General features: G+C 64.2%; 10 protein-coding genes and 6 pseudogenes. 10 read left to right on the top strand and 6 right to left on the bottom strand.

All coding sequences use genetic code 11. From position 1 onward, the window contains the following. Positions 1-175: 175 nt before the first annotated feature. Positions 176-946, bottom strand: a complete 771-nt coding sequence (locus FQV39_RS29710; RefSeq protein WP_149134110.1) for a metallophosphoesterase family protein — start codon at positions 944-946, stop codon at positions 176-178. A 501-nt stretch (positions 947-1,447) separates the two neighbouring features. On the opposite strand from FQV39_RS29710, the pseudogene FQV39_RS29715 reads away from it, so the two are divergent. The 6 genes and pseudogenes from FQV39_RS29715 to FQV39_RS29740 form a co-directional block, all read left to right on the top strand. Further along, positions 1,448-2,030, top strand: a pseudogene (locus FQV39_RS29715) (methyltransferase family protein); the annotation flags it as partial. 229 nt (positions 2,031-2,259) lie between these two features. Continuing rightward, positions 2,260-2,442: pseudogene (locus tag FQV39_RS33940) on the top strand (DUF3141 domain-containing protein); the annotation flags it as partial. A gap of 157 nt (positions 2,443-2,599) precedes the next feature. After that, on the top strand, positions 2,600-3,790 hold the full coding sequence (locus tag FQV39_RS29725) for a methionine adenosyltransferase (RefSeq protein ID WP_149134111.1): 1,191 nt from the start codon (positions 2,600-2,602) through the stop codon (positions 3,788-3,790). Positions 3,791-3,856: 66 nt separating this feature from the next. Continuing rightward, positions 3,857-4,564 (top strand): ABC transporter ATP-binding protein, encoded by a 708-nt coding sequence (locus FQV39_RS29730; protein WP_149134112.1) that lies wholly within the window; start codon positions 3,857-3,859, stop codon positions 4,562-4,564. A gap of 4 nt (positions 4,565-4,568) precedes the next feature. Next, complete coding sequence (locus tag FQV39_RS29735) at positions 4,569-6,932, top strand: ABC transporter permease (protein ID WP_149134113.1); 2,364 nt, start codon at positions 4,569-4,571, stop codon at positions 6,930-6,932. Positions 6,933-6,963: 31 nt separating this feature from the next. Further along, positions 6,964-8,154, top strand: coding sequence for an efflux RND transporter periplasmic adaptor subunit (locus tag FQV39_RS29740; protein WP_349238604.1), 1,191 nt, complete (start codon positions 6,964-6,966; stop codon positions 8,152-8,154). A 157-nt stretch (positions 8,155-8,311) separates the two neighbouring features. Here FQV39_RS29740 and FQV39_RS33400 read toward each other — a convergent pair whose 3' ends face one another. Beyond that, complete coding sequence (locus tag FQV39_RS33400) at positions 8,312-8,659, bottom strand: hypothetical protein (protein ID WP_187640397.1); 348 nt, start codon at positions 8,657-8,659, stop codon at positions 8,312-8,314. 76 nt (positions 8,660-8,735) lie between these two features. On the opposite strand from FQV39_RS33400, the pseudogene FQV39_RS29745 reads away from it, so the two are divergent. Further along, positions 8,736-9,274, top strand: a pseudogene (locus FQV39_RS29745) (Tn3 family transposase); the annotation flags it as partial. Positions 9,275-9,907: 633 nt separating this feature from the next. Beyond that, a pseudogene (locus tag FQV39_RS33945) lies at positions 9,908-10,072 on the top strand (IS5/IS1182 family transposase); the annotation flags it as partial. Between the two features lie 100 nt (positions 10,073-10,172). On the opposite strand, the gene FQV39_RS29750 reads toward FQV39_RS33945, so the two are convergent. Continuing rightward, positions 10,173-10,619: a universal stress protein gene (locus FQV39_RS29750; RefSeq protein WP_149134115.1), complete on the bottom strand. Its 447-nt coding sequence runs from the start codon at positions 10,617-10,619 to the stop codon at positions 10,173-10,175. 137 nt (positions 10,620-10,756) lie between these two features. Here FQV39_RS29750 and FQV39_RS29755 point away from each other — a divergent pair. Next, positions 10,757-11,259: pseudogene (locus tag FQV39_RS29755) on the top strand (DUF1214 domain-containing protein); the annotation flags it as partial. 65 nt (positions 11,260-11,324) lie between these two features. Here the strand turns inward: FQV39_RS29755 and FQV39_RS29760 are convergent. The 3 genes from FQV39_RS29760 to FQV39_RS29770 all read right to left on the bottom strand — a co-directional run bounded on the left by FQV39_RS29760 (position 11,325) and on the right by FQV39_RS29770 (position 15,556). Then, the gene (locus FQV39_RS29760) at positions 11,325-12,020 is read right to left on the bottom strand and encodes a VIT1/CCC1 transporter family protein (protein WP_149134116.1); all 696 of its coding nucleotides are present in this window, start codon (positions 12,018-12,020) and stop codon (positions 11,325-11,327) included. Next, complete coding sequence (locus FQV39_RS29765; protein ID WP_248313543.1) at positions 12,017-14,032, bottom strand: heavy metal translocating P-type ATPase; 2,016 nt, start codon at positions 14,030-14,032, stop codon at positions 12,017-12,019. Before FQV39_RS29765 ends, FQV39_RS29760 begins: the two co-directional genes overlap by 4 nt. Before the next feature lie 168 nt (positions 14,033-14,200). Continuing rightward, positions 14,201-15,556 (bottom strand): ferredoxin reductase family protein, encoded by a 1,356-nt coding sequence (locus tag FQV39_RS29770; RefSeq protein WP_149134117.1) that lies wholly within the window; start codon positions 15,554-15,556, stop codon positions 14,201-14,203. A 222-nt stretch (positions 15,557-15,778) separates the two neighbouring features. Here FQV39_RS29770 and FQV39_RS29775 point away from each other — a divergent pair. Beyond that, positions 15,779-16,211 (top strand): annotated as a pseudogene (locus FQV39_RS29775) (IS3 family transposase); the annotation flags it as partial. Between the last annotated feature and the right edge of the window lie 174 nt (positions 16,212-16,385).

Below are 16,385 nucleotides of genomic sequence, written 5' to 3' on the forward strand. Positions count from 1 at the left end.
ATCCGCTTTTCCAAGGTGAAGCCGTCGATCAAATCCCCTTCGCGGAAGTGCATCCCGTTCACCGCCCGGAAACGAGCCGCGCGGCGAGAGCCGGCGTAGCGCCCGCCGCCAGCACCTTGCGGGCGGTCGTCTCGGCATCGTAGGGCACGCGACGCATGGTGACGCAGCGCGCTGCTCAAAGTCGATGAGAGCGAAGCAGGCGGCCGGATTTCCGTCGCGCGGCTGGCCGACGGAGCCCGCGACCACAAGATGCCGCCGCGCGTCGCGCGATCAGGCGGCGCGGGTTGGTCGTCGAGCGGGAAAACGCGACGGGGCGGGTGGCTGGCGCGAGCATAGAACATGGCGGGACATGCGTGTGGCCGCAGACGATGAGACGTGCTCCGGTGGCGTCGAAGGAAAGGGCTGCTGCCTTCGCATCGTGAATATAGTGCCAGCGGCCGGGCTCGTCGGCGCTCGCATGAACATAGAGGCGGTCCTCCTCCGCGACGGTTAGAGGCAGTCCGGCGAGGAAGGCACGATGCTCTCCGGAAAGCTGGTCCCGCGTCCAATGGATCGCGTCGCGCGCGGTCTTGGTCATGCCGCGGTCCTCCTGCTGGACCGCCTGATCGTGATTGCCTTTCACGACCTGCGCGCCGCTTGCGGCGTACTGTGCCGCAATTTCCACCGCATAGGCCGGATCCGGCCCATAGCCGACGATATCGCCGGCGATGACGATCGCGTCCGGAGCCTCCGGCGGCGACAGCCTCCCGACGGCATCGAGCGCTTCACGATTTCGCATGGATGTCAGCGAGCACGGCGATGCGCATCGTAGGGAACTTGCTCGCTCGGCCGCTAAAGGAACGGAGGCTGGTGCAAGGGAGATAGTCTGGAGGGGGCTCGCCGATGCCGATTTGCCTGCCGTTGAGACCGCGCTGCAAACCGTGAAGGATTCGGTTGCCGTTCGCACGGGGCCGGAGATCCCGACGGCGATCGACGGATCGCCCGATGATCTGGTTCGTTATCCGCAGGCGATCTCAGAGCCCCCGGTTAGCGCTTCAGGGCTTTGAGCTTGGTGGCCATGGCCGTCTCGTGAGCCACCACCATCCCGTACCGCGTGGGCACGAGCTTCATGCGAAATCTCTTCGTCTTGCTCGTCATAGCCCCATCCTCTTGTCTTATCGATGGGCTGGCTCTCGTGCGAAAACAGAGCTGTCGAAGGGCGCGCTGATCCCGCCCGGCGACGCCGGGGAGCGGGCCGAAATCTTCTTGGTCGCAATGGGCTGTTCCTGAGTGAGGTCGCCCTCGGCTCTTCTTCTGCCTTGAACGGATACAGGGGCTTCGGGCCCGCATGACAAGACGAAGGGAAGTCCCGAATGCAGCAGACCATAGGGATCGACATCGCCAAGGACACGCTGGATGCCTATCGCCAGTCCGATGGACAACGCCTTCAGGTGCGAAACGATCGCACTGGCGCTCCTTCGGCGCTTTCAGCGCCTTCCTCGTGGCGCTGTTCGCGGAGATGTACGGCTTCCCGCTGACCATCTATTTCCTCTCGGGCTGGCTTCAGACCCGCTATCCCGGCGTCGACTGGTTTTCGCACGATGCCGGCCATCTCATCGAGATGATGTTTGGGTGGAAGGCCAATCCGCATCTCGGGCCCTTCCACGTCCTTAGCTTCGTGCTGATCGGTGCGGGCTTCTGGATCATCGCCGTTGCCTGGCCCGTTCTTTACGATGCCCAGCGCCGGCATGTCCTGGCGACGAGCGGTCCCTACAGCTATGTCCGCCACCCGCAATATGCCGGCTTCATCCTGGTCTTGCTCGGGGGGTTCCTAGTGCAGTGGCCGACCCTGCTGACACTCGCCATGTTCCCGGTGCTGGTCGTCATGTATGAGGCTGGCGCGCACCGAGGAACAGGAGGCGATTGCCGAGTTTGGCGAGGCCTACCACGCCTATGCTTCGCGCGTGGGTGCCTTCCTTCCGAAGGCGCGCCGCTTTACGGCAAGCGGCTCGCAGACCGATCACCCAGGCGGACCCCGAAGGAGCCGATGATGCAGCCGTCCCTTTCCGGGCCGTCATCGCCCTGTCCCTGATCGGGCGCCGAGCGGCCCATCCGACATCTATGGGGGCAGAATAATGAACCGCGATCCGATCGTGACGCGTGGCCCCGCTCGCCGCTGCCGAAAGGGCTCTCAAGGCGACTTCGGTGATACCGCGGGACACAGAGAACAGGATCGAAAAAGGGGCTGCCGGAACCGAGAGCGCCCGTGCTCCCGACACCTTGGCGGATATCCTCGCCTATCAGCGCGACACCTGGGAGCACTGGGTGCTCTTCCTCGACACCCTGCGCCAGCGGGCCGACGACCTTCTCGCTGATGAGCGCGCCGGCAAGCCGCCTTTGCTCGACTTCGATTACGAGCTCATTGCCGATGCCCGCCGCTTCGAAAGGCCAGCCAACTACGCGCCACCTCCTTTGTCTTGGAATTCAGGTATGATCACCGGCGGTAGCAGATGATCCAGTTGGGTTGCCGTTGCAGAATGGATCGGGGAGGCCGGATAGACCTGATCGCTGCCTCAATGGTTCCCCTCATGGCGTCTCGATCCCCAAGGATCTTGTGGCGATGCGCGATCTCGTCCTGTCGAAGCTTGTGGACACCGTCGATGACGTAGAGGTCGTCGAGCGCAAAGGCGCCGGCCATCCTGACACGATCTGCGATGCGCTCGCTGAGACGCTGTCCCGCAATCTCTGTCGCGAATACCAGAGCCGCTTCGGGCGCGTGCTCCATCACAACGTTGACAAGGCATTGCTGTGTGGAGGCCGGGCCACGCCCGCCTTCGGCGGTGGCAGCGTGACGCAGCCTATCCGGATCTTCGTCGCCGGGCGAGCAATTGCCGCGATTGGCGGCGATGTCGTTCCGATCGAGGACATCGCGATCGAAGGTTCACGAGCCTGGCTCAAGGCCAATCTCCACGCTCTCGATCCCGAACACCACGTTCGCATCGAGGCGCTCGTTCAGCAGGGTTCGCAGGATCTGCAGTCGCTGTTTTCGAGGCGGGGCAAGCAGAACATTCCGCTTGCCAACGATACTTCGTTTGGGGTCGGCCACGCGCCGCTGAGTGCGCTCGAACGGCTCGTACTCACGGTTGAGCAGCGCCTCCATGACCGCGATCGTGCCCATGACCGGCCGTCATGGGGCGAGGACATCAAGATCATGGCCGTTCGCAACGGCCGGCGCGTCCAGCTCACGATCGGGTGCGCCATGATCGGGCGCTTTCTTGTCGATATGGACGCTTATCTGGAGCAGAAGGCTGCGCTCGCTGCAGGGGCGCAAGACTGCGCAGGCGAATTCGCGGAGTGCGAGGTGACGGTCAATGCCGCCGATGAGCTTCGCTCGGGAAGCGTCTATCTCACCGTGACCGGGACATCGGCCGAAGCCGGCGACGACGGACAGGTCGGCCGCGGTAATCGCGTCAATGGGTTGATCACGCCGGGGCGGCCGATGAGCCTCGAAGCCGCTGCGGGCAAGAACCCTGTCAGCCATGTCGGCAAGATCTACAACGTGCTGGCGCCGCGGCTCGCTGCGGCCCTGGTCTCCGGCATCCCGGCGATCTCCGGCGCTCACTGCCTGATCGTCAGCCGAATTGGCAGGCCGGTCTGCGAGCCGGCGCTCGTGCAGGTCAAAATGGCAACGAGGGATGGCATGCCGCCGGAACGGCTTAGGGGGCAGATTGCAGAGCTCGTGTTGGATCATCTGGGCCGAATACCCGAACTGGTCGATGAATTCGTAGCCGGGAAATTCCGGCTCTATTGACGCTCGGTTTCGAAGAAGCCCGAGCCAATCCGGAGAGCTGTCTGATCCAAACCCGTATTGAGCGCTATGACACAGCCAATCTTCACAGCCAAGGCTTTGACTAAGACCTACGTTTCGGGAGAGGTGGAGGTCCGTGCCCTCAACAACGTTGATCTTGAGATCCCCGAGAGAGAAGTCTTTGTGCTGCTCGGACCGTCCGGCAGCGGCAAGTCGACCCTGCTCAACATCATGGGCGGACTCGATCGGCCAACGAGCGGCCGCTTGTTCTTCAAGGACACGGAGCTGACCAATCTCGACGACCGCGGCCTGACCGCCTATCGCCGCCGTCATGTCGGGTTCGTCTTCCAATTCTACAATCTGATCCCGAGCCTGACGGCCTATGAGAATGTCGCGCTGGTCACCGAGATTTCGGACGATCCGATGCGACCTGAAGAAGCGCTCGCCATGGTCGGGCTCGAGGCGCGGATGCACCATTTCCCCGCCCAGCTTTCGGGCGGCGAGCAGCAGCGCGTGGCCATCGCCCGCGCCATCGCCAAGCGGCCGGAGGTGCTGCTCTGCGACGAGCCGACAGGCGCACTCGATTCCAAGACCGGCATCCGGGTGATCGACGCCATTATGCGCATCAACGCGGAGCTCGGCACCACCGCCCTCATTATCACCCACAATGCCAGCATTCAGGATGTAGCGGATCAAGTCCTGTTCTTCGCGGACGGCCAGATCTCCAGGATCCAGAGGAACGAGAAGCGCCGCTCCGCCTTGGAGCTGGTCTGGTGAAGCGATGCGCGCGCTCGACATCAAGCTGCTTCGCGACCTCGGCAGGCTCTGGGCCCAGGCGCTTGCGATCGCGCTCGTGGTGGCCGGTGGGGCCGCGACGCTGATCCTTGCTGTCGGCTCCTATCGCTCCCTGAACGAAACGCGCACTGCCTACTACGAGCGCTATCACTTCGCCGACGTCTTTGCCTCGGTCCGCCGGGCGCCCAAGACGCTCGTCGACCAGATAAACGAGATCCCCGGCGTCGCATCGGCGGAGCCTCGCGTCGTCAGGCTCGCCCTCCTCGACATTCCCAACTACCCGGAGCCCGCCACAGGGCAATTCATCTCCCTGCCGGAGATCGGCGAGCCCAACCTCAACCGGCTCTATATGCGCGTCGGCCGCCTGCCTGAGCCGGGTCGGTCAGATGAGGTCGTCGTCAACGAGGGCTTTGCGAAGGCGCATGGCTTTACGCCGGGCTCTCGGTTCGCCGCCATCCTGAACGGACAGAGACGCGAGTTCGTCATCGTCGGCGTCGCTCTGTCGCCTGAGTTCATCTACGCGGTCGGCCCCGGCGACATCATGCCGGACGACCGCCGTTTCGGTGTCGTCTGGATGTCGGAAAAGCCCCTGGCGAGCGCCTACGACCTTCAGGGCGCGTTTTCCTTCGTCAGCCTCAAGCTTCTCAGGAACGTTCCCGAGCGTGAGGTGATGGGGCAACTCGATGTGCTCCTCGACCGCTATGGCGGGCGCGCCGCCTACGGTCGGAAGGATCAGACGTCGCATGCCTGGCTCGACCATGAGCTCGACATGCTCAACAACATGAGCCGAACGCTGCCGCCGATCTTCCTTCTCGTCTCGGCCTTCCTGGTCAATCTCACGCTCAGCCGGCTCGTCGCGTTGGAGCGCGAGCAAATCGGGCTGATGAAGGCGCTGGGCTACGGCAATGCGAGCATAGTCGCCCATTACCTGAAGTTCGTCTTCATCATCGTGGCCATCGGCGTCGTGATCGGCAGCTTGGCGGGCACGTGGCTCGGCATGCATGTCACCGGTCTGTTCGGCGACTATTTCCGCTTTCCCTTCCTGGTTTTCAGCAAGGAGTTGGACCTCTACGTCATTGCCGCGGCGCTCACGCTTGCAGCGGCCATGGCAGGTGGCTTCAGGGCGCTCCATGACATCGTGCGGCTGGCGCCGGCGGTTGCCATGCAGCCGCCGGCGCCGATGCGCTTCCGGCACGTCCTGCCCGCCTCCTTCTCGATGCGGGGCCTGCTGTCCCAGCCGACGATGATGATGCTGCGCAACATCGCACGCCATCCGTTTCGCGCCTTCTTCACGACGCTGGGAATGGCGCTGGCGACCGCCATCCTGATCGTGTCGATGTTCGCCCGCGATGCCATGGAGCAACTCGTCGACGTCACCTATTTCCTCTCCGATCGTCAGGACGCCACCGTAAGCCTCAGCGAGCGGCGACCCCAGAACGTCGAGATGCAGATCGCCCGCCTGCCAGGCGTCCTTGCCACCGAGCCTGTCCGCGAAGTCCCCATCCGTATCCGCATGGGTCCTATCGAGCGCCGCACCGTGCTCAGCGGCCGGTCGCGCGACGCCCATCTCAACCGCATCATCGATACGGACCTGCGTTCGGTGACCCTGCCGGAATCGGGTCTTGCGGTCTCCGCCATGCTGGCGCAGGTCCTCGGGGCAACGGTCGGCGACAGCGTCGAGATCGACCTCTTGGAGGGCGAGCGGCGCACCGTCACCCTCCCGCTTACCGCGCTGGTCGAAGACTATTTCGGCATCAGAGCGATGATGGATGCCGGTGAGCTGGCTCGCCTGCTGCGTGAAGCGCCTACGGTCAACGCCGTCAATGTGAGCCTTGACGAGAGCCGTCGCGAGCAGTTCTTCGCTGCGGTGAAACGCATTCCGATGATCAGCGGCCTGGCCCTGCAGCGGGCGGCGCTCACGAATTTCCGAGAGCTTATCGCCATCTTCATCACCACCATGGCTAGTATCTATACGGGCCTGGCCGTCATCATCGCCTTCGGCGTCGTCTATAACAGCGCGCGGATCTCACTGTCCGAGCGCGCACGCGAGCTCGCCAGCCTGCGCGTCCTCGGCTTCACGCGCAGGGAAGTGTTGCGCATCCTCCTCCTGGAACTCGCCCTGCTGACGCTGTTCGCCCAGCCGCCCGGCTGGGTCATGGGCTATGGGCTTGCCTGGCTCATGCAGCACAATCTCGCCGGAGAAATCATGCGCGTCCGGCTGGTGGTCGAACACGCGACCTATGTCTTCGCCAGCACGATTCTGATCGCCGCCGCCATGGCTTCGGCGCTGGTTGTCCGCGAGCGGGTCAACAATCTCGACCTTGTCGCCGTTCTCAAGACGCGGGACTGAAGCCATGCACGCCGACTGGATAAAACGAACGGTGAGCGCAGCGGTCGCAGCGCTCGTCATCGGCGCGGCGGTCTGGTTCGCCTGGCCTCGGCCGATAGGCGCCGACCTGGCAACCGCAACACGGGGGCCGGTGGAGGTGACGGTCGATGACGATGCCAAAACGCGGGTGAGGCATGTCTACACCGTCTCGGCGCCGATCACCGGGCGGGTCCTGCGCATCTCGCCGCCCCGGCATGTCGGGGACGTTGTGACGGCAGACGAGACGGTCGTGGCGGTCATGCAGCCGACCGTGCCGAGCTTCCACGATGCCCGGACCCACCAGGAGCTCGAGGCGGCCCTGGAAGCGGCCGACGCGGCGGTCAGCTTGGCGGAGGCGGAAGTCCGCCGCGTGGAGGCGGCGCTGACGTTCTCGCGGACCGAGCTGCAGCGTGCCACGACGCTGGCGCGCACCGAGACGATCTCGCAAAGGCTGCTCGACAAGGCGAAGTTCGAGGTCGAGACCAGCGAGGCGGCACTGGCGAGCGCCAAGGCGCAGCTCGAGGTCCGCCGGAACGAGCGCGCCAGTGTCGCCGCCCGCCTGAGCGAGCCGACAACATTAGGGCCGCGATCCGATGCCTCGTGTTGCGTGCAACTCCGCGCGCCTGTGACGGGACGGATCCTGAAGATTGTCCAGGAGAGCGAGGGCGTGGTGCCGATGGGCGCGCCCCTGATTGAGATCGGCGATCCGCTCGACCTGGAGATCGTTGCCGACCTTCTGTCGACCGATGCGGTCAAGATCAGGCCCGGCGCCGCCGTTCGGATCGATGGCTGGGGCGGGCCACCCGTTCGCGGCCGGGTGACCCGCGTCGATCCGGCGGGTTTCCTCAAGGTGTCGGCCCTTGGCATCGAGGAACAGCGGGTCCGCACGGTCATCGATTTTGCCGATCCGCCGGAGGCGTGGGCGCCGCTCGGCCATGATTACCGCGCCGTCGTGCATGTCACCGTCTGGCAGGCCGACAACGTGCTGACTGTGCCCAATGCAGCGCTTTTCCGGAAGGGCGATGATTGGGCGGTATTCGCGGTCAAGGCTGGGCAGGCCGTGACGACCATCGTCAAGATTGGACAGAGGAACAGTCGCATTGCCGAAGTCCAGTCCGGCCTCTCCGCCGGCGATCCTGTTGTGCTCCATCCCAGCGACAGGGTCAGCGACGGCGCAAGGATTGTGGAACGGCAGCTCCGCTGAAACGCATATCCGGTTCGTCGTGGATCGGGAGACGTCCGTGGTGGCGCCATCTCCGTGTCGATGGAAGGGGGCATGGTGTTTAATGATTCAGCTCGGCCATATGGTTGGCCAAGGGAGGAATTTGCCGGACGCATTGCCGTCGGCGGGGGCACGGTAGCTATCCGGCAGAGCACCACACCGCAGTGTCCTCGAGATAGAGAACACCGTCCCTGACCGATAGCGCGAACGCGCGTTCGAGGCCGCTGTCGAAGGTAACGATGACCGCGTGATCTCTGATCGTGTACCTGCCTGTGTTCTGCCACAAGCCGTCATAGGTGTAACGACCGTTCGTTGCGAAAGCGAATGTCGCCCCGGCTTTCGTGCGACAAGTCTTTCCCTTGATGGCGGACGAGACATCGAAAGACGATGGTCGGCTAACCTTCGGATGGGCATGTGCCGGGCTGATCAAGAAGACCCATCCCAGCGTAACACTGATGAGAAGGGCAGTGATCTGCGAAGATGTCATGGCTCCCTCCTTTGCAGCCTCACGCGTTGTAAACCGGGCCGAGGGATCACCTGCTGCAGCCGCGGGGTGGTTTGGTGTCCGGACAGGAGATGCGCCGCAGAACATATCGGCCATGCTTGCCGGCATGCTCGCAGACGGCACAAATCTCGGCCCGAAGCGCATGGCGGGGGCATCGAAAGGCATCAGCGCTCACCAGATCGGCTGGATGCGTAGCTTCCATTCCCGCTCCGAAACCTATCGTGCTGCTCAGGCCAGCGTGACCCTGGCCAAAGCGCTGCGCGAGCTTGGCCGCATCGAGCGGTCCCTGTTCATGATCGGGTGTATTCGAGCCCGGCATTGCGCCGGCGCTGTCAGGCCGGTCTAAATAAGGGTGAAGCGGCCCACAAGCTCAAACGTGCCGTCTTCTTCCATGAGCGCGGTGAAATCCGCGATCGTTCCCACGACAGTCAGGGATTCCGTGCGTCCGGGCTCAATCTGGTCGTCAGCGGCATCGTGTACTGGAACACCGTCTATCTCAGCCGAGCTACGACCCATCTGCACCAGCAAGGCCGGAATATTCCCGACGAACGGCTCAAGCACGTCTCGCCGCTCAGTTGGGAGCACGTCAACCTCACCGCTTCGATCCGGTGAACTGGGTCTTTCTGACCGCCGCGGAAGATCAGCCCGCGATAGACAGCCCCAGCTCCGCGGGGGCGAAGATCACGAGAAGCACACCGAAAAGCTGTCGAACCCGCCAGCGTCTCATGACGTACGAGAATCCCGCCAAACTGCCCCGAGGGCAAGGCGGGTCACGAGCCTGTGACCTTGCGTCGCCGCCGACGGAACTCCTGACAGGCAGCTCGCAGACAGCGTCATCGGAAGAAGAGATATTTCACGAGCGCGGCAATCGCGAGCAGCAGCGCGATAACGCCGAGCAAGCCGACGATGCCCATGCCTGCGCCCATGCGTCCCATCATATCCGACATCATGATGCATCTCCCATCAAAGAAGGACGTGATTATCGATCTAGCCGTCGCTGAGCATATCGAGGACAGGTCACACTGGCGTCGCCGTTCAGGAACATTGCTCAACCTGTCGGTAAGCGCCCAAGCTTGACCCCGCGAGTTCTGCGTCTAACCCATTGACCAGAATGGTATATTTCGGCCCCAAGAGGGGTGATGACCGGCGCCGATCGTGCCCCCTCTTGGAGTGCGGACTAACGGTATAAATTCAACGCTTTAGCTTCAACTTAAGGTGGGGACTTCCTTCGGCACTGAAGCACAGGCCTGCGACGAGACCGGCATCTCTGCCATCGTCCCCAAGCCCCTCACATCAGGCGCCATGGCCGAGGGACGCTGGGGCAAGCAGGACTTCACCTACGATGCTGGGAGCGACAGCTATCGCTGCCCCGCCGACGAGACGCTCACGCGGCGCGATCCATCCCCACTGAACTGGTCCACCCTGAAGGATGTCTTGAGGCAGACAGGAGGACCGCCATGCCGAAGAAGTGTCACAAGCCGGAAGAGATCGTCGACTACCGGATCACCAAAACAGGGATTGTCGTAGTTGCCAGAACCTCTGATGTCTGACTGCCGAGCAAAACCTTCTGCACACCACGCCGGCCATGAGAGGACATCACGATAAGATCACAGCCATTGAGCTTGGCCGAGCGGACGATTGCCTCGGCAGGCGAATCATCAATTTCGTGCTCCAGATCTACCGTAACGCCGTGTTCGGACGCGTGTTGTTCGATGGACGCAAATCGTTCCTTCATGAGCGCATCAATCTGGTGGTCGTAGCCCCCGATGGGATCACCGACGCCGCTAAGTCGGGCTGCGCGTGCCATTTCCGGGCTCAGGGGCTGCGACACGGTCAGAACCGTGACTTTCGCCCCGAGCGGCTTGGCGAGTGCCAGGCCATGTTCAAGACCCTTGCGAGCAAGTTCGGAGCCGTCTGTTGCGATGAGAATGTGCTTGTACATTTGCCTCTCCGTCAGCAATCGCATTGGCATTCTGGATGATGGTGCTCCGAAGACAAGCGTTCGCTGCCGAGCTTCGTGACGCTCGGCAGCGAACGATTGACTGAGGGTCAGCCCGTACCCGAGGGTAACCGGGCGGACCGGGTAAGTTCGAGGTGCCCGCCTGGGACCAGGCCAGCCAGAAGGAGATCTGCGACCTGCTGATCGTGCTTAGCGATACGCTGCCCGACAAGAACCGCATGTTCGGCACGCACGTGAGGTCGATCCGGTCCGCTTCCTGCTCGGCACGGCCTCGGCCTGGGGCGGTAACCCCGACAAGGAGGCCGTCTACCTCAATGTCTTCCCTGAGAAGGACGACGGCAGGACGGTCTACGGCCTGAAGGTGCCGGCGAGCGTGCCGGTCGACGGCTTCTGGTCGGTCAGCCTCGACAACAAGGACGCCTTCTTCGAAAAGAATGAACTAGGCGCCTATTCGCTCAACAACATCACCGCAAAGAAGAGTGCCGACGGCAGCTTCGAAATCCAGTTCGGCGGCCGCTACGGCAAGATTCCCAACTGCCTGCTGGTCACGGCCGGCTGGAACTACATGATCCGGCTCTATCGACCCCAAGCGGAAATCCTGAACGGCACCTGGGCTTTCCCGCTGCCGTCGCGAGATCGGCCGCGCTCCCAGGGCCGGTCTCGGGTCCTGGGAATGCTCGCCTTGGCTCAGATGGCTTTTCCGATGAGCGCGCCGACCGCGGCTGTGAGGCCCATCGCAAACGCTCCCCAGAAGGCGACGCGGACGGTGGGTTGCAGAATGGCGGCACCGCCGGCCTTGGCTCCGAGGGCTCCAAGCGCCGCCAGGAAGATCAGCGACATGCCCGACACGATGGCGACGAGGTGGCTGGCGGGTGCGAGCGTCGCGGTGATGATCGGGAGGGCGGCGCCGGCCGCGAAGGTTGCAGCCGAGGTCAATGCGGCCTGGACCGGCCGCGCTGCCGTGGCGTCAGTGATCCCAAGCTCCTCACGGGCATGCGTGCCCAGGGCATCCTTCGCCATGAGCTGCTCGGCGACCTGTCGCGCCAACGCCGGGGCGACGCCGCGCTCGACATAGATTTGGGTCAGTTCCTGCACCTCGAACTCCGGCTGGACGGCCAGCTCCTCTCGCTCGCGCGCAAGATCGGCATCCTCGGTGTCCGATTGGGAGCTGACCGAGACATATTCCCCCGCCGCCATCGACATGGCTCCGGCGGCGAGCCCGGCCACGCCTGCGACCATCACCTCGCTCGATGAGCTCGCCGCGGAGGCCACGCCGACCATTAGGCTGGCCGTGGAGATGATGCCGTCATTCGCGCCCAGAACGGCGGCCCGCAACCAGCCGATCCTGGCGACGAGATGGTTCTCACTGTGAAGACGGCTCATGCCCGATCGTCCTTTTCATTTCTGGACAGTCGCACCCTGTCGGCGGCCGGCAGGAGCCGCGCCGAGTTCGAGATGAAGATCAGTTCCGACGAAACATGGATGAAGGCGGCCAGGAGCGGGTTCAGGAAGCCGAAGGCGGCCAGCACGATGCCAAGCGCGTCGACGGTGATCGTGCCCGAAAAATTCTGCCAGATCACATGACGGGTGCGCCGGGCGATCCGGACTGTCGCGACGAAGCGCTCGAGGTCGTTGGCGAGCAGCACGATGTCCGCGCTCTCCTTGGCGACGTCGGTGCCCGATCCCATCGCGATGCCGACGCTGGCGGCGGTCAGGGCCGGCGCATCGTTGATGCCGTCGCCGAGCATGGCGACCTTGGCGCCGGATGCGACCAGCGCTCGCACGCGTTCCAGCTTCTGCTCGGGCAGCATGCCGGCCTCGACCGCATCGATCCCCAGGCTGGCGCCGACGCTGTTGGCGACCTCGGCGTTGTCTCCGGTGAGCAGGAGCGTCCGGATCCGCATCGCGTGCAGGGCGCAGATGGCGGCAGCGGCTTCCGGGCGCACCTCGTCGGCAACGGCGAACGAGCCTGCATAGAGCCCGTTGATCGCGACGTAGATCTCGGAAGAAACGGCCTCGCCGGCGCAGTCGAGCGGAACGTCGATGCCGTCGGCTTGCAGAAGCTTGACGCTGCCGATCAGGATGCGGTCGTCGCCCAGCCGGGCGGCGACGCCGCGCCCGAGGCTGTAGGCGAAGCTGTCGGGCTCCGGCACCGCGATCCCGCGGGCGCGCGCCTCGGCAACGACCGCCTTGGCGAGCGGATGCTCCGAGCGCAGCTCGGCCGAGGCCGCAAGCCGCAGGAGCTCCGCCTCGGCGCGGCCAGCGGCCGGATGGACCGCCAGCACCCGGGGCTCGCCGAAGGTCAGCGTGCCGGTCTTGTCGAGCACGATCGTGTCGATCCGGCCGAGGGTTTCCAGGTGCTTTCCGCCCTTGACGATGGCGCCGTTGCGAGCGGCGCGACCAATGCCTCCCAGCACCGCCAGAGGCGTGCCGGCGGCGACTCCGCAGGCGCCGGCGACAATGACCACCGAGATCGTGTCGCGGACATTCCCGGTGAGCAGGTAGGTCAGGATCGCCGCGGCGAAGGAGAAATAGACGAGATAGCCGGCGAGCTGATCAGCGAGGCGCTGGACCGGAGCGCGGGACTGCTCCGCATTCTCGATCGCATCGATGATGCGTCCGAAGCTGGTGTCGCGCCCGATACGGTCCACCTGGATGTCGAGCGCGCCGGACTGGTTGATCGAGCCGGCGAAGACGACGTCGCTTTCGCGGCGCTTGACCGGCATGGACTCGCCGGTGATGCGCGCCTGATCGACATAGGATTCGCCCGCCCTGACGACGCCGTCGACGGGGATGTTCTCACCGGGCGCGACGAGGACCCGGTCGCCGATCCCGATCGTTTCGATCGGGACGACGGAGATCACCCCGTCGCGGCGGACTGTCGCGCGCTGCGGCATCACGTCGATGAGATCGGTGATCGCGGCCCGGCCGCGATCGACCGTCAGATGCTCCAGCTCCTCGGCCACGAGCACGAAGAAGGTGACGACCAGCGCGGTGAAGAACTCCGAGATCGCGGCTGCGGCCACAATGGCGATCGCCATGGACAGCTCCATGGTCATCCGCCGCTCCTTGATGTTGTCGAGCGCCTCGCGAAAGATCGGCCAGGCTCCGAACAGCAAGCCCGCTATGCCGACGATGTTCCAGCCGGCGACGGGGCGGACGAGCTGGAACCAGACCAGCGTCGCCGAGACCGCGACGACCACAATGCGCAGAACCTCGATGGTCTCGACGTCATGACCGTAAAGGGTCAGCGCGCGCGGCACGCGATCTCCGAGCCAGCCCGGCAGGCGTCCGGCACGCTCCGCCGGACGCGCAGGGCAGGTGCAATCAGACGGGCGGAAGCAGGTGCAGGGCTGCGCGCTGGCGGGGCAGAGCGGCGCGGTCTCGGTCATCATAGCGAGATATTCCGATCAAGCGGATGCGGAGGGTGTCCGTGATAGCTAATTTAGAATTATTCTAATTACAAGATATGCGATGGGCGGCCCCCAACTTTGCCGGTGATGGCGGTCCGAAACGACAGCGCAGCAAACCGCCCCTTGCGGCCCGCGTCCTCGACGAGACGCCTAAGGCCTCATCGCGAAGAGTTCCTGGTGAAACCGTTCCGTCACCGACAATCCGGCAGCGGCGAAGTCCTCGCGCAGCGCCTCTCCAAAGCCCAAGGGACCGCAGAACCAGATGCTGGCGGCCCGCCATTCCGGCACGGCCGCGCGAATGCGATCGCCGGTCAGGCGGCCATTCCGGGCGTTCACGAAGATATGCAGAGGGATGTTCGCGGCCTCGGCATCCGCCTTGAGCTTCGAAAGCGCGGTCTCGTCGACATCGGCGGTCGGATGGAACAGGTCCACCTCTGGCAGCGGCTGGTCCGGGCGTGCCGACCGCTCCTGGGCCAGGTATTTCATCCTGGCGATGAACGGCGTGATGCCGATGCCTGCGCCAATCCAGATCTGCCGGGGCTGGTTGTCGTCGAAGTTGAAGCAGCCATAGGGGCCCTCGACCTTCACATTCTGGCCGACGCGCAGTTTCTCCCGCAGCCGGCTCGTGTGGTCTCCGAGTTCCTTGGCGATGAAGGTGATCCGGCGGTGATCGCCATGCCATGCCGAGGCGATGGTGTAGGGGTGCGCGCCTTCGCGAACATCCGACGTCGCGAAGGCAAACTGCCCAGGCTTGTGGCCGGGCCAGCCATCCGGCACGTCGATCTCGACCTCGAGGACGTGCACGCCTGGATAGTGCTGGAGTGAGGCGATCCTGCCTTCGACCTGCCGTCTGGCGCCGACACGGCGCAGCAGAACGATTGCGGCCGCATAGGTGCCCGAGGCCAGGAGCAGTGCCATCACCACGCCGAGCGGCGATGTCCAGTAGTCGAAGTCGGTCAGGACGACAGCGTGGAACGCCAGAACCAGATAGGTGACTGCAAGCAAGCGGTGCGTCTTGTAGAAGAGGCGGTAAGGGAAATACCTGATGAGCGCGAGTACGATCAGGAGAACTGACGCGTAGAATGCCCATTCGCCAATCCCCTCCGCCGTGCCGCGCAGGCTCGCGAAGGCTTGCTCGATCGGATTTTCCAAGGGCGGCCGCGTTCCGCGCACGGGCCGGTCGAGCCAGCCCCAGCCGACCGCCCATTTCGGTCCCTGGCTCCAGAGCCAGTGGATCACCGATACGACCAGTGCGGCGATGCCCAGCCATTTGTGCAGGCGGTACATCTTGTCCAGCCCGCCGAGCCAGCGTTCCGGCCATCGCGGCCGCAACGCCAGGACCATCGCCACACTCATCGCGGCCATGGCCACGATGCCGCTGTACTGGACCATGGCGGCGCGCAGGGCGAAGAAATTCCCTGACTGGAATACCGTCGGCTCGGCCGCCAGCCACAGAAGGCTCGACAGGCCTAGCAGGTACCAGAACGCGTATTTGATGTTGCGCATCGCCGTCAAAATTCTCCGAGAAGATGAGGATTAAACCCTACGCGCCGCGGGGCGAGTCATTGACAGAGGTCAAGCCCGGTCGGCGCGCCATTGCCGTTCCCACAATCCGTCCTGGCGTCGCGGGCGTAGCCCGAAACGTTGGGCCGATCGGAATCTCTGACCGTGCAGCGGGCAGCGTCGAACCCCTCGCGCAACAATCTGCCGCCAGACCTTGCGCGCGCCATGCGCCTGATGGCCGACCTCGGCCTGCAAGGTGTCATTCGTGGCAAGTCGATCCGCACGACCATCCAGGACAAGGCCGCACCGTGCCCGCTGGACCATGTCAACCGGGTCTTCCATGCACCGGCGCCAAACCGGCTCTGGGTCTCGGACTTCACCTACGTCTCGACCTGGTCGGGCTTCGTCTACGTCGCCTTCGTGATCGATGCCTATGCTCGGCGGATCGTCGGTTGGAGGGTGTCGCGGACAGCCCATGCCAGCTTCGTGCTCGACGCGTTGGAGCAGGCTCTGCACGAGCGCCGACCTGTGCACCGGGGTGGCCTCGTGCATCATTCCGACAGAGGTTCTCAATACGTCAGCATTCGATACACCGAGCGCCTCGCCGAGGCCGGTATCGAGCCCTCCGTTCGGCAGTGTGGGCGACAGCTACGACAATCTATGGACGCCTCCCGCAGCAAGATGATTTCTGACGTTGAACCCGGCATTGGGTGCGTAAATCTATCCGGCCTGTCGCTGGAGCGATCCCGCCCCGGGCCATGATGGGCTCCGCTGCTCTCTCCCTCATAACGCTATCGGCCTCGAAGGCCATGTCGTAGGTCAGGGTCGAGAA

This window comes from Bosea sp. F3-2, assembly GCF_008253865.1.
In the GTDB taxonomy this organism is placed as follows: domain Bacteria; phylum Pseudomonadota; class Alphaproteobacteria; order Rhizobiales; family Beijerinckiaceae; genus Allobosea.